This is a genomic window from Ruegeria sp. CDSB029 (genome assembly GCF_059611125.1).
Genome location: NZ_JBXWOX010000011.1, coordinates 74,923 through 95,485, shown reverse-complemented (window position 1 = coordinate 95,485; position 20,563 = coordinate 74,923). Strand labels below are relative to the sequence as shown.

16 protein-coding genes are annotated in these 20,563 nt (G+C 55.5%); 9 read left to right on the top strand and 7 right to left on the bottom strand.

The window, feature by feature from the left end; all coding sequences use genetic code 11:
- Positions 1-5 precede the first annotated feature (5 nt).
- The 6 genes from AC2FI8_RS14540 to AC2FI8_RS14515 all read right to left on the bottom strand — a co-directional run bounded on the left by AC2FI8_RS14540 (position 6) and on the right by AC2FI8_RS14515 (position 7,361).
- The gene (locus AC2FI8_RS14540; protein ID WP_496779781.1) at positions 6-929 is read right to left on the bottom strand and encodes an oligopeptide/dipeptide ABC transporter ATP-binding protein; all 924 of its coding nucleotides are present in this window, start codon (positions 927-929) and stop codon (positions 6-8) included.
- Positions 926-1,906, bottom strand: coding sequence for an ABC transporter ATP-binding protein (locus AC2FI8_RS14535; RefSeq protein ID WP_496779779.1), 981 nt, complete (start codon positions 1,904-1,906; stop codon positions 926-928). The genes AC2FI8_RS14540 and AC2FI8_RS14535 overlap by 4 nt, the downstream gene beginning before the upstream one ends.
- Positions 1,903-2,760 carry an ABC transporter permease gene (locus tag AC2FI8_RS14530; RefSeq protein WP_113791915.1) on the bottom strand — a complete coding sequence of 286 codons (858 nt, stop codon included), beginning with the start codon at positions 2,758-2,760 and terminating at the stop codon, positions 1,903-1,905. The genes AC2FI8_RS14535 and AC2FI8_RS14530 overlap by 4 nt, the downstream gene beginning before the upstream one ends.
- Before the next feature lie 12 nt (positions 2,761-2,772).
- Entirely contained in the window at positions 2,773-3,711 is a 939-nt protein-coding gene (locus AC2FI8_RS14525; protein WP_170765187.1) for an ABC transporter permease, read from the bottom strand.
- Positions 3,712-3,797: 86 nt separating this feature from the next.
- Positions 3,798-5,363, bottom strand: coding sequence for an ABC transporter substrate-binding protein (locus AC2FI8_RS14520; protein WP_496779777.1), 1,566 nt, complete (start codon positions 5,361-5,363; stop codon positions 3,798-3,800).
- Positions 5,364-5,384: 21 nt separating this feature from the next.
- Positions 5,385-7,361 carry a CocE/NonD family hydrolase gene (locus AC2FI8_RS14515; RefSeq protein WP_496779775.1) on the bottom strand — a complete coding sequence of 659 codons (1,977 nt, stop codon included), beginning with the start codon at positions 7,359-7,361 and terminating at the stop codon, positions 5,385-5,387.
- 129 nt (positions 7,362-7,490) lie between these two features.
- Here AC2FI8_RS14515 and AC2FI8_RS14510 point away from each other — a divergent pair, with 129 nt between their 5' ends.
- Positions 7,491-8,252 carry a helix-turn-helix transcriptional regulator gene (locus tag AC2FI8_RS14510; RefSeq protein WP_496725609.1) on the top strand — a complete coding sequence of 254 codons (762 nt, stop codon included), beginning with the start codon at positions 7,491-7,493 and terminating at the stop codon, positions 8,250-8,252.
- Positions 8,253-8,914: 662 nt separating this feature from the next.
- Here the strand turns inward: AC2FI8_RS14510 and AC2FI8_RS14505 are convergent.
- The gene (locus tag AC2FI8_RS14505) at positions 8,915-9,550 is read right to left on the bottom strand and encodes a TetR family transcriptional regulator C-terminal domain-containing protein (protein WP_496779773.1); all 636 of its coding nucleotides are present in this window, start codon (positions 9,548-9,550) and stop codon (positions 8,915-8,917) included.
- 139 nt (positions 9,551-9,689) lie between these two features.
- On the opposite strand from AC2FI8_RS14505, the gene AC2FI8_RS14500 reads away from it, so the two are divergent.
- Genes AC2FI8_RS14500 through AC2FI8_RS14465 form a run of 8 tightly spaced genes read left to right on the top strand, consistent with a single transcriptional unit; the run spans position 9,690 to position 19,767 of the window.
- Complete coding sequence (locus tag AC2FI8_RS14500) at positions 9,690-10,547, top strand: ABC transporter permease (protein WP_496779771.1); 858 nt, start codon at positions 9,690-9,692, stop codon at positions 10,545-10,547.
- A complete protein-coding gene (locus AC2FI8_RS14495) occupies positions 10,544-11,332 on the top strand; it encodes an ABC transporter permease (protein ID WP_170560404.1) in 789 nt (262 codons plus the stop codon). The genes AC2FI8_RS14500 and AC2FI8_RS14495 overlap by 4 nt, the downstream gene beginning before the upstream one ends.
- Positions 11,329-12,426, top strand: coding sequence for an ABC transporter ATP-binding protein (locus tag AC2FI8_RS14490; protein ID WP_496779768.1), 1,098 nt, complete (start codon positions 11,329-11,331; stop codon positions 12,424-12,426). Before AC2FI8_RS14495 ends, AC2FI8_RS14490 begins: the two co-directional genes overlap by 4 nt.
- 17 nt (positions 12,427-12,443) lie before the next feature.
- Entirely contained in the window at positions 12,444-13,505 is a 1,062-nt protein-coding gene (locus tag AC2FI8_RS14485) for an extracellular solute-binding protein (protein ID WP_109310916.1), read from the top strand.
- 60 nt (positions 13,506-13,565) lie between these two features.
- A complete protein-coding gene (locus tag AC2FI8_RS14480; protein WP_496779766.1) occupies positions 13,566-15,626 on the top strand; it encodes an oxidoreductase in 2,061 nt (686 codons plus the stop codon).
- Entirely contained in the window at positions 15,626-16,858 is a 1,233-nt protein-coding gene (locus tag AC2FI8_RS14475) for an aromatic ring-hydroxylating oxygenase subunit alpha (RefSeq protein WP_496779764.1), read from the top strand. Before AC2FI8_RS14480 ends, AC2FI8_RS14475 begins: the two co-directional genes overlap by 1 nt.
- Positions 16,851-18,413 (top strand): trimethylamine methyltransferase family protein, encoded by a 1,563-nt coding sequence (locus AC2FI8_RS14470; RefSeq protein ID WP_496779762.1) that lies wholly within the window; start codon positions 16,851-16,853, stop codon positions 18,411-18,413. Before AC2FI8_RS14475 ends, AC2FI8_RS14470 begins: the two co-directional genes overlap by 8 nt.
- Positions 18,406-19,767 carry an aminotransferase gene (locus tag AC2FI8_RS14465; protein WP_496769401.1) on the top strand — a complete coding sequence of 454 codons (1,362 nt, stop codon included), beginning with the start codon at positions 18,406-18,408 and terminating at the stop codon, positions 19,765-19,767. Before AC2FI8_RS14470 ends, AC2FI8_RS14465 begins: the two co-directional genes overlap by 8 nt.
- Positions 19,768-20,563: the final 796 nt, after the last annotated feature.

The following is a 20,563-nucleotide window of genomic DNA, read 5'->3' as shown; positions in this document are numbered from 1 at the left end:
TCCTTCTACGACAACGGCGCCAGACAACGCAGCCCGTGACCGCCGTCCACTTCCCATTCCGGGGTCTGGGTGCAAATTTCCTTTGCAAAAGGACAGCGTTCACGGAATTCACATCCAGAAGGGCGTTTGAGCAGACTGGGGGGTTCACCTTTTAGGGCGATCCGTTCCAACCGCGCATCCGGATCCGGCTCTGGGTTGGCGCTTAACAGGCAGCGGGTGTAAGGGTGGCGCGGGTCGTCGAAGATCGTCTTGGTCGTGCCTTCCTCGACCAACCGGCCCAGATACATGATGCCCATTCTGTCGGCCACGTGGCGCACGACGCTGAGGTTATGGGTGATGATCACCATCGCCAGCCCCAATCTTTCACGCAGATCGTTGAGCAGGTTCAAAAGCTCACCCTGTACCGACACATCGAGGCCCGCGGTCGGCTCATCCGCAAGGATCAACTTGGGTTCCAGCGCCAATGCGCGCGCCACGCCCACGCGCCGTGCCTGACCACCCGACAACTGATAAGGATAGCGATCGGCGAAATGCGTCGGCAGGTTCACCATTTCCAACAGGCGCTTGGCCTCGGCATCCAGATCGCGGTCTTTCATGCCCTGAATGCGATAAGGCTCGGTGATCAGGCTACGGATGGTCAGGCGCGGTGACAGACTGCCGACCGGATCCTGAAACATCATCGCCATATCCTTGCGCAGCGGACGCATGACACGTTCCGGCGCGCCGCGAATTTCCTGCCCCTCAAATGTAACCGAACCGTCCTGTGCGGGCGCAAGCCCCGCAATGGCGCGTATCACGGTCGTTTTGCCGGAACCGCTTTCGCCAACCAGCGCGTAGGTCTCGCCGGGTTGCACGGTAAAGCTGACACCTGCCAGCACATTGACCGGCCCGTAACTGGTGTGCAGGTCCACAACGTTCAGCAAGCTCATGTTGTGGCCTCCTCATGATTCAGCCAGCACGCGGCGTGGTGGCCTTGCTTCAGTTGATCCAAGGGGGGCACCTCGCTGGCACAGCGCGCCATCGCCTGATCGCACCGATCCCGGAATATACAGCCCCCTGGCAGGTTCGCCAGATCGGGCACTTCTCCTGGAATGGTTGGCAATACGCGGGCGCGTTCCTTGATGTGGCCGGGGTCGCATTCGATCAGGCGGCGTGTGTAGGGATGTTTGGGATTGTGGAAAATCTCTCGCACGTCCCCACTTTCGACCACCGCACCGGCATACATCACCACCACCCGATCACAGAGCTCCGCAATCACACCCAGATGGTGTGAAATAAACAGGATGGCACAGTGAAACTCGCGCTGCAGCTCTTGCAAGCGTTCGATGATCTGCACCTCTAACGTTGCATCCAACGCGGTTGTCGGCTCATCTGCGATCAAAAGGTCGGGCTCGGACATCAATGCCATGGCGATTGCAATCCGTTGGCGCATCCCACCTGAGAATTCATGCGGATATTGCTTCAGGCGCGCTTCGGGATCGGGAATGCCAACCGCGCCCAGCATCTTGGCCGCGTGGACCAGCTTGTCCGCCTTTGACTGTTTGGAGCGGTGCTGAATGTCCAACATTTGCTGCCCAATGGTCAGAACCGGATTGTGCGTTTGCATCGGGTCCTGAAAAACGATGGAAATGTCCGCCCCGCGCAGATCGCGCATATGTCGTTCGGAGGCCTGCAGCAAATCTTGCCCCTTGAACCTGATCTCTCCTTCGCGGAACCGCGTATTAGGCGCTGTCAAACGCAGGATAGACGAGATCAGAGTGGACTTACCGCAGCCGGATTCCCCGACAATGCCAACTATTTCGCCTTTGTTGACGTCGAATGTGATGTCCCTCAGAGCCTTGAGGTCACCACGGCCTGTTTCGTAATCGACGCTGAGGTGGTCGATTTCCAGAAGTGTGTCGGTCATCGCTGTTTCCTCAGTTTCGGGTCAACCACATCGCGCAGGCTTTCACCCAGGAAGGTAAATCCGAGCGTCGCCAGAATGATCGGGAGCCCACCACCAACCACCAACCAGGGGGTTTGGCGGATCAATGAGTACCCGTCCTTCAGCAAGGCACCCCAGCTGGGGGTAGGAGGTTTCACGCCCAGCCCCAGAAAGGACAGCCCCGCCTCCAGCGCGATAACCGTGGGAATATCCATAGCCGCCAGCACAGCCAGAACGCCGATGATGTTGGGCAGCATATGCACGCCCAGAATGCGCGCCATGCTGGCCCCCATCGAGCGTTCTGCCAAAATGAATTCAGAGTTGCGCAGCGTCAGAGTCTGGGTCCGGGCCACGCGCCCATAGGTCGGGATTGAGGTTGCCATGACGACGAAGACCACGGTTTGAAGGCTGGGTCCGATCAGGGCCACAACGGCAAGCGCAAACATCACTGTTGGAAAGGACCGGATGGTATCGAAAAACAGCATCAGAAGGTTATCAAGCCATTTCGGCCCATACCCGGCTATCATGCCCAGCGTCAGGCCAATCGCCATTGCGCCGAACACGGCAGGCAATGCAACCTTGAGCGCAACTTGCCCCCCGGCGATAACCCGCGAAAACGTATCGCGCCCCAATTGGTCTGTACCCAGCAGATGTGCGGCGGACGGTCCTTGCAAGCGGGATTTGATATCCATCGCAATCGGATCATATGGAACGATCCAATAGGCGAAGATTGCGCAGAACACGATTACGCCGACGATGATCAGGCCCATAAGTCCAAGCGGGTCACGGGCGACGCCGATGATGATCTGCCCAAGTTCGGAACGAGATTTTTCCATAACGCTCCCTCCTCAATGCGCCGTGCGCGCGCGCGGGTCGAGCAACGCATTGATCAGGTCTGCCAACGCGGTCGACACTACGAACAACGCCGTTGATATGAGGACCGAACCCATAACAATCGGGTAGTTTCGGGTGGTGATGCTATCGATCACCAGTTTGCCCAGACCCGGTCGGGCAAAGACAATTTCTGCAAAAACGGCGGAGCTGAGAAGAAAGCCCATCCCAACCCCGATCACGGTAACGACCGGCAAAATGGCGATCCGCAGTGCATAAACCATGACCACGCGACGCTCGGCGATCCCAAAGGCGCGCGCGGTGCGCACATGGCTTTCGCCCATAACCTCGAGCATCGAAGCGCGTACAAGTCGAGCAATATAGCCGACCCAGCTGAGGCCGATGGCAAAGGCTGGCAGAACCAGATGGTCGAGGCGGTCCCAGAACCCCTCTCCGGCACCGATGGCGGGAAACCATTGCAAATGCACGGCGAATACCAGCAGCGCTAAAAGCGCGACAACAAAGGCCGGGGCAGCCACGAAGCTGACGGATATTGCGGCGGCGATCCGGTCGATCAGCGTGTTGGGATGCGCCGCCGCATAAGCACCAAGTGCAATACCCAGGCTTGCAGACCACAGGATTGATGCAAAAATCAGTTCCAGCGTGAACGGCAATTGCTGGAACACGATATCGGTCACGGAACGGCCCGAGAAAACATCGGTTCCAAGGTCACCCTGCAAAAGGTTTCCGTAAAAGATCAAAAGCTGTTTCCAGATCGGTTGATCAAGCCCCAGCGCCGCTGTGAGTTGGGCCTGAAGTTCGGGCGTGGCGCGCGGGCCCAGCATGATCTGGACCGGATCGCCAGGCACCGCGCGGATCATCAGGAACATGACGGTGACCGCCACGAACAGGATAAGCAGCGACAGCCCGAAGCGACGGGTTGCGAAATTCAGCATGGCCAACTGGCTCCTTAAGGCTTGATGGCGTTAGTATTGGTACGACGGACATTTCCAGCCCGCCGTACCCATTCGAACTGGGGTGGTCAGGTCGCCTTGCCGAAATAACGAAGCAGGGACAGGCCATCTGGCCGCAGCGCTGGAATGACACGTGCGCTGTGAATAACCGGTGTCGCCTCGTGTGTGATAAAGCGGTAAGCACCGCTTTCCTCCATCAGATCCTGCGCGCGCTGATACATTTCCGCCCGCTTGGCGACATCCGTTTCAGCTGCAGCCGTTTCATGGATTTCGTTGAATTCAGGACTGTCAAAGCGTTCCCAGTTCCACTTTCCGATCTGTTCAGGCGTGAACCACGACGTCGCATAATACGGGTCGGGCGTCATCGAATAGCGGTTCAAAACAAGCTGCAGGTTTTCATTGTCACCAGACGCCCAGAACGCCCCGGATTCCAGAACGTTCACCTCAACCGTGATCCCGATCTGCGCCAGCGTGGCCTGAATGATCTGAGCGGTTGTTGTGAAGGTCGTCTTGTTCAGCGTATCAAGGGTCAGCGTGACATTGGTTTCACCGGATTCCGCCAGCAGCTGTGCCGCCTTCTCAAAATCCGCCGCCGGTGGCACCAGCGAAGAAGCCCGATGCCCGGCGAGGCCCGGTGCGATGATGCCGGTCGCTGGTTCGGCAGCACCAAAATATGCGGCCTCCAGAATGCTGGGTACGTCCACCGCGTGCTGAATCGCCTGTCGCAGTTTTTGATTTTGCAGCTTTGGATGCTCAACGTTCATGCCCATCCAGACATAGTAGAGCGAGGGCTTCTCAACCAACGATCCACCATTGGGAACACCAGCGCGATAACGCTCGACCGAGCCCAGCGACACGCGGGTTACATCCAGTTCACCTGCCTCAAAAGCGATCTCGGCGGTGTTTTCATCATCGATCGGATAGATCTCGACGGTGTCCCAAGTGGGCGCGTCCCCTTTCCAGTCGGGGTTGCGCTTAAGAACAGTCTTTTCCTTGGGCGACCAGCTGTCGCGCAGGTAAGGACCGGATTCCGCAACCGGATCAGCGCCGATCCGGCCGCCGGCGGCTTCGACTGCGGCTTTCGAGACAATGTTGCCGGTAATGTACGGCAGGGCAATCGACCAGATCGGTGCAAACGGGCTGTTCAGAACGATCGTTCCTTCACGTTCTCCGGTGACCTCAACATGGCTGAATGGCCCTAGGTCGGGTTTGTTCGGACTGTCGGTTGCGTCGTCCACGATCCGTTCCATGCTGAACTTGACGTCCTCGGCTGTCATGGCGCCAAATCCATTGGTGAACCCGATATCGTCACGCAACGCGAATTTGATATGCGTCGGATCGACCTGCTCGATCATCGTGGCGGCATCCATCTGCCAGCCCCATTCCTCGCCTGGTTTGTACTGGATCAGCTTGTTGTAGATCGAGGCATGAACCTCTTCTTCAACGACACCAACAGAATGGGCTGGATCCATGTTCTGCGCATCGCCATAGGCTCGCACCCGCAGCACGCCGTCATCTGCAGCAAGCGCATGGTTCGCCCATCCCATCGGAAGCGCCGTAGCGGCCCCAAGCGCGGTTGCACCTTTCAGGAACCTCCGCCGACCTACATTGGCCTTTGTCCATTCGATCTTCATAGTATCCTCCCTTGGATTAAGTCACAGAAGCCCGCGCGGAATGGTTTCGGACCATTCCTTCGTCATAACTTCGATTTCATCCGCGCCTTCGGTGGCGCGTAGTTTGCGGTAGAGATAGAAATTCTGCGTGTCGCAGGTCATCCGGCATTCGGTTGAGATGGCGACCTGCCAATCCGCTCGTTCGAAGGTGAAATTCCAGGCGGTCTCGAAACATGCGGATGCCGGATCATCGGGGTGAATGCCGTAGTGCATGCGCACGTCACTACCGACAGTCAGATCATGGTAGGGATCGCGCGCTTTGCCGTAGTCATCAAATGTCTCCAGAACGATCCGACCATCGTCAGTCATGATGCGTTCGGATTGCGCGGATGGCAGACGCAATTCTTCAGCGGCAAGAACCGGATAATCCTGTGCCGGGCCAGGTTCCGAGGCTTGAACTTCGTGCGTGACGTCGCGCACCGGCAGATGCAGGGCGCATTCCTGTAAGTGCAAAGTCACCTCGGCCGAACGGGGCGATGGCCACACGATCGGCCAGTACGACGTCGTCAGCGCCAGTCGCAACACGTGACCCTCGCGCAGATGATGCGCGCACTCATTTAGGGCAATCTCGGCCTCATAGATTTCACCCGGTTGCAGGGTTTCGGGTGCTTCGTGGCTGCGGTAGTGGCACAGGTTCAACGGACGATAGCTGATGCGCTGCGATACTCCTTCGGGCGAGACATCGCACAGCCTTGCGACAAGCTGGGCAACGGGTTGATCCACCGAGAATCGAAACTTTAGCTTTGCGCGGCCCAACAGCTCCAGCGGGGCTTGCAGCGGTGCGCTTTCAAAACACACCGACAGGGCATCATCCCTTGCCTGGTCGCCTGCAAGTTCATTGTCGATCCGCATGCCAGCGCAGAAATACCCGCCTTCCCGGCCGACATGACTGGGCGAGGCTATTGCAACCGTATCTGTCGCCGGTTCCTGCAAAAACCCGCCGGGTGTCAAATGCCAGACCTGTTCGGACACGTACGGCGACGGCCAGGTGGTTTCGGCAATCCAACGACCTCGCCGGGCAGAGTTGTGCGCCGTCGGGTTAAAATGCTCCTGCATGTACGTCCGGTACGCGGGCAGGTCCTCGGCCCCATTTTCCTGCCCCTTCAGCCAGCGGTCAAACCAGCCGATCACTTCGGAATGAAAGTCTGCAGGATCAAGTTTAGAGATGTGAGGATAACGGTGTTCCCACGGCCCGATGATGGCTTTGGTTGGCACCGTCAGACTTGCCGCCAAAGCCGGGGGCGCATTGACATAAGCATCTGCCCAGCCGGTGATTGCCAAAACGGGGGTTTGGATCGCGGACCAATCCTCGCAAACCGATCCATGTTTCCAAAACGCGTCACGCGTTTGATGGCGCAGCCAATCTGCGGCAGAGAATGGAACGTTTCTTAGCCGAGCCAGCCAGTCCTCTCGCCAGTCTGCACGAAGGTCCGGATCAGCGGGGCGGGTCAAATAGGCAAACATCTGGCTGCCCCAGTTCATGTTGTCACTCAGCAGGCACCCGCCCATAAAATGGATGTCATCCGCATAGCGATCCACGGTCGAGGCGACGCTGACAACGGCCTTCAACGCAGGTGGTTGCCGAAAGGCCAGTTGCAGGCCGTTGAATCCGCCCCACGATATTCCGATCATCCCGATATGACCGTCGCACCAATCCTTCGCGGCGATCCAGGCCAGGACCTCTTCACCATCGCGCAGTTCCAGCTCGGAGTATTCGTCGTCGAACTGCCCTTCGCTGTCCCCGGTGCCCGCGATGTCGACCCGGACGCAGGCATAACCTGCGTCGGCAAATACGGTGTGTGTCGTTTCATCTCTTGGCGCGGTGCCGTCGCGTTTGCGGTAAGGCAGGTATTCCAGAATTGCAGGGGCGGGACTGGATTCGGGCAACCAGATGCGCGCAGCCAACCGTCGCCCGTCGGCGAGCGTGATCCATGTGTTTTCGATGGGTTCAATTGGCATCTGGTCGCTTGTCTGTTGCAAAGTGATGCCGAAGAAGAAACCGATTTGCAGATAAAGCAAATTGTGCGATCTTGCGCGAACTGACGCGAATTGTCGTGATATAGCGTCAGAACGCGAAAGGTTTTGCCTATGTCAGAGAATTTTTCTGCCAACCTGCGATCATTATGCGCAGAGCATGGGAACATTTCGCAGATTTGCCGAGATATCGGCGTCAACAGACAGCAGTTCAATCGCTACCTGAACGGCGCCAGCCTACCCTCTGCCCACAACATGCGGCGTATTGCGCGTCATTTCGACCTGACAGAAGCCGACCTGTTCGCGGAAACAGCAAGTTTCGAACGAATGCTCAAGCGTGCTCTGCCACAAGCCGGGAATACACCTACGGACGCGTTTCTGGGCCCTTTTCGGGGCCAGCAAAAAAACCTGCGACGTTACGTAGGCTTCTATCATTCCTATTTCTGCACGCCGTCCTGGGAAGGTAAGATTTTTTGTTCCCTGATCCGAATTCAGGAAAGTGACGGACTGTTCACTATTCGATCCCGGGAAATTGCCACCTCGCCAGACAAGAGCACACACCAGATTTCGCGTTACTCTGGTCTAGTGACGATGCGGGGTAACAGGATATTCGTGACCGAACATGAACTGGCGCGCGAAGGCAGCGTCGCCAATACGATTTTGTATTCCGCACACCGCCAGCAACTAAAATATCTGCGCGGCATGACCATGGGCGTCGCCTGGCGCCCATACCCGCACCCCTACGCAGCCAAAACAATCTGGAAGCGCTTGCACGAGCGCGTATCAGCACGCGAGGCCATTGCCTCCTGCGGTATCTACCCTGCCCAAAGCAATAGGATCGATCCAACTGTCCGGAAGCACCTTTACGAGATTTGAAGCGCCGAAGCGACACAAGCGGCGGCACATTTTCTTTGGTGCGGCATCCAATTCCGGTGGCAATTTTTGATCCAAGGTTCGCGAAATCTGATGTGTCGATCAGCCTGATAACGCGACTTCATTTCCTACCGCTCTGATTCCAGGATTTGAAGCCTGAGATAATTTAGCGCCAGCTTTGCAAGAAGGCCCTGTTGACGCCATGGCATGAACCTTCTCCACTGCTTTAGCCAACACTAACCTAGGAACAGGACTCGTTGTTGCTTCATAGCTATCAACCTTGAAAAGTTCTCACCAAAGGCAGAAACCGCTACGATGTTCGGAGGTCTTCACGCTTTTTGCCTTTGATGGTTCCATGCCCCATCGCTAATTCTCTACAAGATTGGGCGGCAGCACTATTGGGATCCAAGCGGCAATCGACTGGGAATACGCAATTGAAAGGCTTTGGCTACGAGAGGGGCTGAAAGTGCCCCTAAAACAACCGACGAAAGGACGGCTCTGGGTAAATCCCTCTCGGGACATTGCGTTGCAATGCCCTGCTGGGCGATGGATAGGTCGCGTGTTCGGCTGGATGGCGCTTAGTAGCTGGGGGTATCACCAGTACCAGTTGTCGGCTTTCCAAGAAGGGGTTTTGTCTCTACGTCAAATCTGAGCGTCGCCAAGGCTCATAACATGAATTTGCCTGGGAAAAGCCCGCCTAAAAACCTTCGAATAAGTTCCGCAGAGCGTCGCCGCGAAAACATCTGCATATCGGTCAGGTAATTTACCCACATACCTTCCAGCAAGGCCAGAGTTCCGCTGGTGGCATCATCCACCAAGTTCGGATCTTGCTCGTTTTGTTGGGCTATCTCCAAGAACGCACGCCGCAAAGTCTCGACAAGTTTGGGGTCCTGAGTGCTGCTGTATCGGGCAATACCTGGATGTGAACTTGCGATGCCTCGGAATGCATGCCAGATTTTCGTACTTCGTGGATTGAGCAAAGCTTCGGACAGATCCGCCTCGATCACAGCCATCACTCGGTCTTCGGGCGATGCATCCGAGCCCAGATCGGTCATTCTGTCCATCTCGGCATAATACTCAGTACTGAAATGCTGGGCCGCAGCGGTCAGCAAATTGTCCTTCCCCCCGAAATGCAAATGGATCATTCCGCGCGACAGACCTGAGCGCTCGCAGATGCGACTGACCGAGGTATCGGTAACTCCAATATCAGCAATTGTATCCAGTGTCGCCTTAATCAGAAGCTGCCTATTGGCTTCCGGAGCGCGCTTCGAACTACGCTTTCTTCCTTTAGGATCTGTCACTCTATTCAATGATTCCATTATCTTAGGGTCTTCTCATATGGGCCGCTCACAGGGAGATTGACACGAAAGGCCTTTCTGGCGCAACATTAAATGGACGATCGTCCATTAGCGACTCGTAAGTACCGAGATGGGAGATAGGGTGATTTTTCGTAGCGAAGCGTCCCGGGGTTATACCCTCAGCGCACCAGCCACGGCATACGTGGGGTTTCTGGTGGCGGCGCCTTTGGTGATCCTGATTGCCTATTCGTTCTGGACCCAAACCTACGTAACGCTCGACAAGACACCGACGTTGAAAAACTATAGCGACGCGTTTGCTGATCCGCTGGTTCGGCACTTAATGCTAAGGTCGATCTGGATTGCCGGAGTAGTTACGTTAGTCACTGTAGCGCTGGCCTATCCCATCGCGTACTTCATCGCGATGAAAGCCCGGAAAAAGACTATCTGGCTTCTGCTCATCACCATTCCGTTTTGGTCCAGCTATCTGCTGCGCGTATTTGCCTGGAAACTCATCCTTGGGTTCAACGGGGTGATGAATTCTGCACTGCTGATGCTTGGTCTGATTGACGAACCGCTCGACTTCTTGCTTTATAATGAATTCGCAGTCGTGCTGACGCTTGCTCATGCGTGGGCCCCTTTTGCGATCCTGCCGATCTATGTCTCGTTGCAGAAGATCGATCCAAGTCTGTTGGAGGCCGCCACAGACCTCGGCAACAGTCCTTTGCAACGCTTCATGCGGGTGACGCTGCCGCTGACGATCCCGGGGATCATTGCTGCTTGCCTGATCATTTTCATCCCCACAGTCGGTGACTATGTGACCCCCGCACTGGTCGGCGGATCGGACGGGAAGATGATCGCCAATCTTATTCAGGTACAGTTCGGGGCTGCCAACAATTGGCCCCTCGGAGCTACGTTGTCACTGATCGCAATGCTGTCGGTTGGCTTCGTCGCCATTGTGTTTGTCATTACCGCCACCCGGCTTGGGAGGCGGATCAGATGAGACGTCCTTCGACCCTGACAGCCTACGCTTTCCTGTATTTGGTTTTTCTGTACCTGCCGGTCCTTTTCTTACCCTTGTTCTCGTTCAACAGCGGTACAATCGTTGCCTTTCCGATCAAGGGTTGGACGCTGGACTGGTATCGGAAACTGGGCGAGCAGGATACGTTGATCCAGGCCCTTTGGAATTCGCTTGGTGTCGGCACCGTCGTTGCAATTCTATCTACCGCTATGGGGCTTTTTGCTGCTCGTGCCTTTGTTCGGTACCGTTTTCGGGGTCAGCGCGCCGCTGAAGGTCTGGTGATGCTGCCTTTGGTTATTCCGGGCATTATCGTGGCTTCGTCAATGCTGGTTCTGTTTCTGTTTCTCGGTCTCAAACCATCTCTGCTGACCGTTGTTCTGGGCCATACGTTCCTCGCCTTGCCGTTTTCCGTTTCGATCCTGAAGTCTGCCTTTGATGACTTTGACGCGTCGCTGGAAGAGGCATCTTACGATCTGGGCGTCGGCGTGTTCGAAACCTTCCGCCGCGTGACACTGCCGGTCGTTTCCCCCGGTATCATAGCCAGCATGCTGGTCACTTTTACGGTTAGCTTCGATGAGTTCGTCCTGGCCTTTTTCCTGTCCGGCAACCAGCCAACCTTGCCGGTCTATATCTGGAGCCAGATCCGTTTCCCCGCCAAGCTTCCAAACGTTTTGGCCTTGGGCTCTATCCTGCTGCTCACCTCGGTTCTGCTTTTGGTACTGGCCGAGTACTTCCGCCGCCGCTCATCCGCATCAGAGGTCCGATGACAGACAGAAACATCATAGAACTCAGGGGCGTCGAGAAACGCTATGGCACATTCCTGGCGGCCAGCGGGATCAATCTCGACCTCAAAGAGGGCGAGTTTTTCTCACTCCTCGGCCCCTCGGGATGCGGCAAGACTACGGTATTGCGGATGATCGCGGGTTTCCAGGAACCGACCGAGGGCACTGTGCTGATCGACGGTCAGGATATGGAAGGTGTGCCTGCCAACAACCGCCCAACAAACATGGTCTTTCAAAGCTACGCCATCTTCCCGCACCTGAACGTCGGGAACAACGTGGCCTATGGATTACGGGGCAAGGCCCCCAAGGCAGAGATCGACCAGCGCGTAGCCGAAGCCCTGGAAATGGTCGAGCTAGGAGGTCTTCAGGATCGCGGCGCTAGTGAATTGTCGGGTGGGCAGCGGCAAAGGGTGGCGCTCGCCCGTGCGCTGATCATGCGACCCAAAGTGTTGTTGCTGGACGAGCCCTTGTCCGCTCTCGACAAGAAATTGCGCGAACAGATGCAGTTTGAAATGCGCAACCTGCAGCAATCGCTTGGCATCACTTTCGTGATGGTCACACACGACCAATATGAGGCGATGACCATGTCCGACCGCATCGGTGTGATGTTCGACGGACGGCTCAAGCAGGTAGACACACCGACAACGCTTTATGCCCGTCCTTGTGATCAGCAAGTGGCCAGTTTCATCGGTGAAATGAACATACTGCCTGCCCAGTTGTTGGGTGAAACCGGCGATATGTTGTCGATCGATGCAGCCGCTTTCGGGCAAATTGAGATCGAGAGAAATCCCAACGTTGTAACCAGCGCTAAAGACATGAACATCGGTATTCGCCCGGAACAATTGGAAATCGCTGCTGAAAAGCCCGAAGACTACCCATCAACGGTTCTGGGCACTGTCAGCAACGTCGCTTTTTATGGCGAGAACATTCACTACCACATTCAGGTGGCGGGAACTGAGAAACCAATCTCGGTATCGGTTCCCAACTATTTTCACACGGTCGATTTCAAACGCGGCGACGCAGTTTGGCTGGGGCTTCAGGGGGCAAGCGTGATCGATCTAGGTACAGACACAAAGTAAAATAGTGGGAGGATAAAATGAGACTTCAGGGAATTGCGGCCTTCGCATGTGCGACGGCGATAAGTACGGGAAGTGCCATAGCAGGTGGCGCTGATCTGACGGTTTTTGACTGGTCGGGATATGAAGATCCCGGGTTCTTTGCCAGCTACATGGAAAAATACGGGAATGAAGCACCAAGCTATTCCTATTTCGGAAGTCAGGAAGAAGCCTTTACGAAACTGAGTTCGGGCTTCACCGCTGATCTGGCGCATCCTTGTTCTGACGCGGTCCGGAAATGGGTCGCAGCCGACCTGATCCAGCCGCTGGATGAAAGCAAACTGACCAACTGGGCCGATGTTCTGCCCGAGATCAAGGAAGTCGACGCCATCGTCCTAGACGGCAAGCTTTACATGTTGCCGTTCGAGTGGGGGAACACGGGCCTTATCTATCGCACCGACAAAATCTCAGGCGACGATATCTCGCTGCAAATGCTGGCGGATCCGGCTTATGCAGGCAAGATCGCCGTCCCGGATGCCGCGTCATCTGCGTACGCCCTGGCTGCGCTGGCCACTGGAAACGCCGACGATTACACCAATCTGAGCGACGAGCAGTTCAAGGAAGCATCTGATTTCCTGCGCTCGATCCACCCGAACATGCGCTTTTACTGGTCCGATGCGGGTCAATTTGATCAGGCCATGACCAGCGGTGAGATCGAATTGGGTTGGGCCTGGAACCAGTCAGAACTGAACCTGATCTGGAACGAAGTGCCTGCCGCTATGATGCGTGATGTCGATAAGGGCATCGCGACCTGGGCGTGCGGTTACGTGCATCTGAAGTCTTCCACAACACCGGTCGATCAGGTCTATGATCTGTTGAACGCGCTCACTGACCCTGCCAGCGGTCAGTACATCATCGACAACTGGGGCTACCCACATTCCAACGCAAAAGCGTTCGAAGTTGCCGATCAGGCCAACATCGAAGCCTATGGTTTTGCTGACCCTAAAAGCTTCTTCGAAGGCAGTTTGTTCTTTGATGCGGTGAATCCCGAGCTTGAGGCGAAAATGCTGGCAGAATTTGAACGGATCAAAGCCGGCTTCTAACACAACAACATTTCCGGGGCCTTACGGCTCCGGATCCCAGATACAGGAAAACGCGTGAACATGTCGAACGCGAACCCATATGCTCTGCTTTTTGAACCGGTTCAGATCGGACCAGTCACAGCCAGAAATCGCTTTTATCAGGTGCCACATTGCACCGGGCTGGGGCATGTCCGACCGCGGGCGGATGCCGCCGTTCGTGGGATGAAAGCCGAAGGTGGGTGGGCGGTGGTTTCCAATCAGGAGACCGAGATTCACCCAACCTCAGACCTGTCTCCTTACGCCGAGGGGCGGCTATGGGACGGGCGCGATGTTCCCGCATTGCGGCTGATGACGGATGCGGTACATGCGCATGGTGCGCTGGCAGCTATCCAGCTGGTGCACAATGGCAACCATGCGCAGAACCTGCTGACCCGGGCTCCGGTTCTTGCACCTTCCGAGATGTCTGTCGATACGACGCATCCCAAGCAGGCGCAGGCCATGGATAAAGCTGATATTCGCGAGTTCCGCCGCTGGCACCGCGAGGCCGCCCTGCGCGCGAAAGATGCCGGATTTGACATCATTTACGTCTATGCCGGACACAACATGACGTTGGCGCAACATTTCATGCTGCCGCATATGAACCAGCGTAGTGATGAATATGGCGGGTCGCTTGAAAATCGCGTGCGCCTGACACGCGAACTGCTGGAAGATACCCACGAAGCTGTAGGTGACAGCTGCGCTGTGGCGCTCCGTTTTGCCATTGATGAGATGGTGGGCGCTGACGGCATGCAGGCTTCAGAAGAAGGCCGTGCCGTGGTCGAGCTTTTGGCCGATCTTCCTGACCTATGGGATGTGAATGTAGCCGACTGGTCCAATGACAGTGCGACAACCCGTTTTCAGCCAGAAGACGGATATCAGAACGCGTTTCTGTCGCACGTCAAACAGATCACACGGAAACCTGTGGTTGGTGTCGGTCGCCTGACGTCCCCCGACATGATGCTGTCGATGGTCAAAAAGGGAATTGTCGACCTCATCGGAGCCGCACGACCTTCCATTGCGGACCCATTCATTCCGAAAAAGATTGAAGACGGCAGGATCGACGAAATTCGCGAATGCATCGGCTGTAATATCTGCGTCTCATCCGACAATCTGGGCATCCCGATCCGCTGTACTCAAAACCCGACCATGGGTGAAGAATGGCGACGCGGTTGGCACCCCGAGATCATCGCGCCGAAGAAGAGCAACGCGGATACTTTGGTTATTGGCGGTGGCCCCGCCGGTCTTGAATGCGCCACGCAATTGGCAAGGCGAGGATATCAGGTGACCTTGGCCGAAGCCTCAGCTGAATTTGGTGGACGTGTTGCCAAGGAAAGCAAGCTACCCGGCCTTGCGGCCTGGTCGCGCGTTGTCGACTATCGGCTGAGTGATCTAAAACAGCGCAGCAACGTTCAGTTGTTCACTGACAGCAGACTTGATGGCGATCAGGTGGCAGAGCTTGGCGTCGAACACGTCTTTGTTGCCACCGGCAGCCATTGGCGCGCCGATGGCATAGGCCGTAACACGCAACGCCATATGCCTCAGATCGAGCAAAGCGCCAAAGTGCTGACGCCTGATGACATCATGAACGGCCATCTGCCTCCGAATGGCCCGGTGATGATCTATGATGATGACCAAATCTATCTGGCAGGGGTGATCGCCGAAAAACTGGCGGCCGCCGGATACCAAGTGGTCTTTGTCACGCCGGAGAGTTTGGTCTCAGCTTACGCCGTCAATACTTTGGAGCAGCCTCGCATTCAGGCCCGCCTGATCGAGCTTGGTATCGACATTCGCTGCAATCAGGTGTTGACCGCAGTTGAAGGTGACATGGCACGCATAGGGTGCGCCTTTACCGGTCGCGAAATGGATATTCCGTGTGCCTCGACAATTCTGGTCACCGAGCGCCATCGTGAGACAGCGCTTTATGACAGCTTGCGCGGGATCGGGTTGAATACCCTCGAACTGATTGGCGATGCCGCGTCTCCGGGGTTGATCGTGGACGCAGTCTTCGCAGGCCACCGCGCGGCACGCGATTTTGAACGCCCAAAGGCAGAAACAGACAAGGATTGGTTTCGCCGCGAGATAATCGATTTGGAGGAGACGTGATGAACAGCCGACCGTTTCAGTTAGATGCTTTGATGGCTTCGCACCAGCACGGCCATGCGCTGCCGCGTGAATTCTATACATCGCAAGACATCTATAACTATGACATTGCCCAGGTCTGGAACCGTAACTGGCTTTGGGCAGGGCATGTCAGCCAAATCCCAAACCCCGGAGACTATTTTCTGTTCGACTATGGCCCGGAGAGCATCATTATTGTTCGAGACCGCGAAGGCGAAGTTCGCGCTCATTTGAACGTCTGTCGCCATCGTGGATCTCGCGTCTGCACTGAACAGTCCGGCAACTCCCGTGTTCTTGTTTGTCCTTATCACGCCTGGACGTATGAGCTTTCGGGAAAACTTCGTGCAGGCCGTAACATGGGGGAACACTTTGACCCCTCCAAATTCGGGCTCTTTCCCGTTCAGGTGAGTGTCTTCAAAGGCTTGATCTTTGTCTGTGCCGATGCAAACACGCCATCGCTAGATCCTGTCCTCAGCCAGCTTTCGCCACTCGTCGAACCCTATGGTTTAGACGACTTAAAAATTGCGCATACGGCGTCATTTCCGGTTCCAGCGAATTGGAAACTGGCGGTTGAGAACTATCTTGAATGCTACCACTGCGGACCAGCACACAAAGAATACTCTCGCTCTCATAGCCTGAAATCGCCACAAGACATGGCTGGCTTGGTCGAGCCGCTAAATGCAAGGGCTGTAGAAGTCGGGCTGACGCCTGATGAATTGGCGCTTGTTGGCGAGGCTGCGCCCACCCCTTTCACCAGCGGGTACTATCGGCGCTACCCGCTTTACCAAGGTTACAAAACCGGCAGCAAATCGGGCGAGGCGCTTGCGCCATTGCTCGGAACGCTGAATGGCTTCGACGGTGGCGCAACTGACTTTGATATTGGTCCATTGAATTGGTTCCTGATTTATTCGGATCACATGGTGGGTTACCGCTTTGTTCCACGTGGTCTGCAGGAAACCGACATTCAGGTGGTCTGGCTGGTTCGCGCTGACGCCGAAGAAGGCCAGGATTACGACAAGGAAGACCTGACCTGGCTTTGGCATGTCACATCTTTGGATGACGAACGCATCATTCGCCACAACCAGTCCGGCGTGAATTCTCAATACTTCCAACCGGGCCCCTTGGGCGAGATGGAAACCTCGATCCAGGATTTTTACGATTTCTATTTCGCCATGATCAGCCCGGAACCAGAACAAAGGATGGCCGGTAATGGCTGAGGTAAAATCACGCCGTCGCGGTGGTGGCGGGCGCGCCGCGCGAATAAAGGTGCAACAGGCGACCACGGGCAATGAGACCGTACGTGGAGGCTTAAGCGGCGGGCGCTATAAGCCGTTGACCCAATCAGATATGGAGAACATCCACCAAGCGGCCCTGACCGTTCTGGAAAACACCGGCGTCACCGACCATTTCCCGGAACTGCTTGATCTGGTGCTTCCCAAAGGCGCGGTGATGAATGACCTCAATCGGCTATGCTTCCCGCGCGTCTTGATGGACGATATCCTGGCTGGTGCTGCCAAGGAATTTTACGTCTATGCCCGAGGAGAGCGTGAAGGCAAAGACGACATGCATTGCTCGGCAGAAAGCGTTTACTTCGCCAACTCTGGCACCGCCGTCACCACCTTCGATTCCGAGACCAAAACTTATCGCCCTTCGGTCCTGCGCGACGTTTATGATTTCACCCGTCTGGTGGACTGTTTGGACAACATCCATATGCTGGGCGATACGGTTTTAGCCACCGACGTGACCGATGATTTCGCTCACGACATGAACACCATATATGCGATGCTCGCAGGTAGCCAAAAACCTGCCTGTCTGACCTTTCGCGACCGCAGCCATATCCCACATGCCATTCGCATGTTTGATTTGGCGCAAGGTGGCGATGGGGCTTTCATGAAGAAGCCAAGCGTCATATTTGGCGGCTGCCCTATGGTTTCCCCCTTGCGGATCGGCAAGGAGAACATGGAAATCCTGATTGATACTGCCAAACTTGGTCTAACTGTCGATCTGGCAGTGCCTCCTCAGGCCGGGGCCACAGCCCCCGCGACGCTTGCGGGAACACTGGTTCAAACCGTAGCCGAAACACTGGCCTGTGTTGCCATTGTTAACCTCATCACACCGGGCTGTCCGGTCTGTTTTGCCGCCTGGCCCTTCATCACGGACTTGCGCAGCGGGTCGTTTACCGGCGGCAGCGGTGAACAGGCTCTCATCGGGGCAGCGGCCATTCAGATGGGCAATTTCTATGGCCTGCCCACATCCGTTGGCGCAGGCATGACCGATGCCAAAATACCCGACGCGCAATACGGGTTGGAAAAGGCGCTGACCTTCACACTTGCCGCACATGCCGGTGCCAATCGCCTTTGCGAGTTTGGCGGTATGATCGGCAGCCTGATGGGATGCAGTTTTGAAAGCATGGTTATCGATGACGAAGCGGGTGGTATGATCCTGCGATCATTACGCGGGATAGAAGTCACAGATGAAACCATGGCGGTGGATGTGATCCACCAATGCGCCATTGATCCAGGTCATTTCCTCGGCAACCCACACACGCTGAACTATATGAACACCGAATTTGTCTACCCGCGGCTCATGGATCGTGAGCGTACAGATACATGGGAAAACGAAGGCAAAACTGATCTATTGGACCGCGCCCGTGACAAGGCCAATTCCATTCTCGACAGCCATTTTCCCAACTACTTCGGCGCTTCAGACGCTCAGGTGCGCGAAGAGTTCCCAATTGTGATGAGCGCAGAAAGTATGGCCCGCCGTGGATAACTCTAACGCCAAGCACTGGGACAACGACCATTTCCTGCACCCGTGGGAAGGGATGGCAACTTTGGGCGAAAACGACCGCACTTTTATCGAAGGTGCCAGCGGCATCCATGTGGTGAACGAAAAAGGCGAACGCTTGATCGATGGACCGGGCGGCATGTGGTGCACCCAGATCGGTTATGGGCGCGAGGAGATGGCCGAGGCCATGGCTGAGCAGGCTCGGAACCTTGCCTATTTCTCGCCCTTTAACAACTCCAACTCGACTGCCGCGCGGTTCGCACGCGAAATCGCCAAACGGGCGCCGGGCGACTTGAACAATGTCTTTTTTACCACCGGCGGTTCCACTGCGGTGGATACGGCCATCCGCTTTGTCCACTTTCGAAACAACCTTTTGGGTCTGCCCGAGAAAAAGAAGATCATTTCAAGGCAAAAAGCCTATCACGGAAGCACTTATCTGGCGGCCAGCGTCAGTGGAAAAGAGCGTGACAGGCTTTGGCTAGACAAGGCGGATGACCTCGCACATTTCCTGCCTGACGTGAATCCGCTCTACCGTGCAACTAGTCAAAGCGAAGAGAGCTTTCTGAAAGAGAAGGTTTCCGATCTTGAAAACGCCATTGTGGCACTTGGTCCAGAAAATGTTGCCGCTTTTATCGCCGAACCTGTTCTGGCATCTGGCGGCGTGATCGTACCGCCAAAAGGATATCACGAAGGCTGCCTAAACATCTGCAGGAAGTATGATGTTCTATATATCTCGGACGAAGTGGTGACAGCTTTTGGGCGATTGGGTCATTGGTTTTCGTCTGATGCAGTTTTTGGCATTCAGCCAGACATAATCACCTGTGCCAAAGGAATGACATCCGGGTATGCACCTATGGGCGCCGCGGTTATCTCGGATAGATTGATCGCCGACGTTGCGGGAAAAGATGCTACCTTTTCTAATGGTTACACCTATTCTGGCCACCCGGTCAGCGCGGCCGCTGGTCTAAAAAGTATGGAAATTATTGAACGGGAACAGCTTCTCGAACACGTTCGGAACGTCGCTCCGGTATTTCAGGATCAACTACAGCAGCTGCGTCAGATTGACATCGTTGCCGATGTGCGCGGGATGGGGTTGATGGGATGCGTTCAATGCTCAGTTGATGGTGATCCCCGGAGCGACCTGGGATGCGACTACGAGATTGGCGGCCAGATCGATATTGAATGCCAGAAACGTGGGCTACTTGTTCGACCTGTGATCAACATGTGTGTTCTTTCACCGCCCCTAATGATTAGCGAAAGTGAAATTGAGCAGATGTTTTCTGTCTTGCGCAAAGGGCTTGAAGCGACAAGTGCCTGGCTCGGCGGGATCAGGGACTAATGAAATGCGTGCGCCTTTGTTGTGAATGTCCAGAGATCGGGATGCCATTGAAGCATTTGAGCTTAGAGCTCAAGGTCCGTTTCTCCAATTGAGCGTTTGGGTCAAGCTCGATTTCCTTGATTGTAAGGGGCCATATTCACTCTTCCGGGTCACACTTCTCTTCGCAGTCTGGGTGATGCCGGATGACTCACTTCGTTTTTTACAATTGCCTGGGCCACAGTCGACGGCCGTCCTTCCCAACGGGAATTGAGTAGCCGAACGCATGGAGTTGTTTTGTATTTTCTAATCACTTGTGAACTCACCTAAAGCTTGAGAGTTCATGATGTCTGTTTCCTTTTGAAGGCATCATAAGCTTCTAGGTGCTAGTTCTCACGAACTCTCTCGTCGCGCTCGTTTTCAGCGCCTGTGCGAATGGTCTCTCAGAAGCGCGAGAGAATGCACATAAAAGGAGTTTTCGGCATGTTTCGCCGACCGGTCAGAGTTTTCACACAGCCTCCGGACAAAGCTGCCGTCGGTTAAATGGTTGCTTGTGACGGGTCTATGGCCCAAACCGGACGTTCCCAGCTGAGCTTTGCAAATCCCGAGTTGCTTAAGAAAGCAAAAAAGTCCGTGGCGAAGGCTTTGCCAAAGCCCCGTTCGGGCCAACCATAGACGCAGTTTAGATGAATTCTTCGCCACAACTGAGGTCTTGCGCAGGTCCATCCCTTCGAATCTGGCAATTCGACCGAATGACTGCAAACTGAATTTAGTGCGAGAAACCACCAATGCACTCAATTCAGGACATCAGCGATTGCCC

What these genes read in the sequence shown, in the direction of transcription:
- AC2FI8_RS14540 (WP_496779781.1), bottom strand. Translation starts at nt 929, where the DNA reads ATGAGCTTGCTGAACGTTGTGGACCTGCACACCAGTTACGGGCCGGTC.
- AC2FI8_RS14535 (WP_496779779.1), bottom strand. Translation starts at nt 1,906, where the DNA reads ATGACCGACACACTTCTGGAAATCGACCACCTCAGCGTCGATTACGAA.
- AC2FI8_RS14530 (WP_113791915.1), bottom strand. Translation starts at nt 2,760, where the DNA reads ATGGAAAAATCTCGTTCCGAACTTGGGCAGATCATCATCGGCGTCGCC.
- AC2FI8_RS14525 (WP_170765187.1), bottom strand. Translation starts at nt 3,711, where the DNA reads ATGCTGAATTTCGCAACCCGTCGCTTCGGGCTGTCGCTGCTTATCCTG.
- AC2FI8_RS14520 (WP_496779777.1), bottom strand. Translation starts at nt 5,363, where the DNA reads ATGAAGATCGAATGGACAAAGGCCAATGTAGGTCGGCGGAGGTTCCTG.
- AC2FI8_RS14515 (WP_496779775.1), bottom strand. Translation starts at nt 7,361, where the DNA reads ATGCCAATTGAACCCATCGAAAACACATGGATCACGCTCGCCGACGGG.
- AC2FI8_RS14510 (WP_496725609.1), top strand. Translation starts at nt 7,491, where the DNA reads ATGTCAGAGAATTTTTCTGCCAACCTGCGATCATTATGCGCAGAGCAT.
- AC2FI8_RS14495 (WP_170560404.1), top strand. Translation starts at nt 10,544, where the DNA reads ATGAGACGTCCTTCGACCCTGACAGCCTACGCTTTCCTGTATTTGGTT.
- AC2FI8_RS14490 (WP_496779768.1), top strand. Translation starts at nt 11,329, where the DNA reads ATGACAGACAGAAACATCATAGAACTCAGGGGCGTCGAGAAACGCTAT.
- AC2FI8_RS14485 (WP_109310916.1), top strand. Translation starts at nt 12,444, where the DNA reads ATGAGACTTCAGGGAATTGCGGCCTTCGCATGTGCGACGGCGATAAGT.
- AC2FI8_RS14480 (WP_496779766.1), top strand. Translation starts at nt 13,566, where the DNA reads ATGTCGAACGCGAACCCATATGCTCTGCTTTTTGAACCGGTTCAGATC.
- AC2FI8_RS14475 (WP_496779764.1), top strand. Translation starts at nt 15,626, where the DNA reads ATGAACAGCCGACCGTTTCAGTTAGATGCTTTGATGGCTTCGCACCAG.
- AC2FI8_RS14470 (WP_496779762.1), top strand. Translation starts at nt 16,851, where the DNA reads ATGGCTGAGGTAAAATCACGCCGTCGCGGTGGTGGCGGGCGCGCCGCG.